The following is a 1,083-nucleotide window of genomic DNA, read 5'->3' on the forward strand; positions in this document are numbered from 1 at the left end:
CCCTTGGCCGCGTGCACGGTCATGACCCGGACCTCGTCGCGGGTCTGGTCCATCTCGCGCTTGATCTCGGGACCGGCGTTTTCCAGTGTCGACAGGAAGGCTTCCAGCCCCGGCAGGCCGGTTCGCTCCTCGGCAAGGCAGAAGCTGAGGAACTCGTCGAGAATATCGCCAGCTTCGGGCCCGAGCCGCGCGATCATCTTGCGGCGCACGCCATCGCGCGCCAGCAGGGCGGCGTAGAATTCGAACACTGGCTTAAACGCGGCTTCGTTCGTCCAGATGTCGACCTGGGCGACGATCTTCGCCAGTCTCTCGCTTTCGCCGGCGTGCTGTCGCAGCGATGCGATCAATGACAGGCCGGCCGGCCTCTGCGCGGCGAGCGTGAAAAGCGCCTCTTCCGGCAGATCGAAGATCGGGCTGCGCAACACGGCGGCAAGCGACAAATCGTCCTGCGGCTGGATGAGGAGGTGACCGAGCGCGATCAGGTCCTTGACCGCGATGTGCCCGGGCAGGCTCAACCGGTCGGCGCCGGCAACCGGAATGTCGCGGCGTTTGAGTGCGCGGGTCAGGGCATGGACGAAGCGATCGCGCTTGCGCACCAGCACCAGCACATCGCCCGGCCGCAGCCGCTTGCCGCGGCCTTCGATGATTTCGCCACTGCCGATCCAGCCGGCGATGGTGGCGGCGACGTTCTCGGCCACGCGCACCGCCGGCGCGTGGGCATGGTCGATGGCTTGCGTCCAGTCGTCGGGCTCATCGACAACATCGGCGCCGACCGACGGCCACACCTCGACATAGCCCGGCGCGTCGGTGCGGATCGCCTGGTGGCGAAGCGGATCGGGATCATGACTGATGCCGCGCCGCACGGCTGGATCGGCGAAGACGCGGTCGACCGCGGTCAGAACATCGTCGGTCGAGCGGAACGACCAGGTCAGCTTGAGGTCGGCGAAGGACGCCTCGGCGTCACGCACTCGTCCGGCAAACAACAGCCGGCTGTCGGCGAAGGAGTCCGGGGCCGCACCCTGGAACGAATAGATCGACTGCTTCTCGTCGCCGACGGCGAACACCGTGCGATGGACCCTGTCG

1 protein-coding gene is annotated in these 1,083 nt (G+C 67.2%); it reads right to left on the reverse strand.

What is annotated here, in order from left to right; translation table 11 throughout:
- Nucleotides 1-1,083: UvrD-helicase domain-containing protein (locus ENZ75_RS32635; protein ID WP_164888214.1), on the reverse strand; the 1,083-nt coding region annotated here is incomplete at both ends.

It is taken from the genome of Mesorhizobium sp. M7A.F.Ca.CA.002.04.1.1 (genome assembly GCF_004022805.1).
GTDB lineage: Bacteria > Pseudomonadota > Alphaproteobacteria > Rhizobiales > Rhizobiaceae > Mesorhizobium > Mesorhizobium ciceri.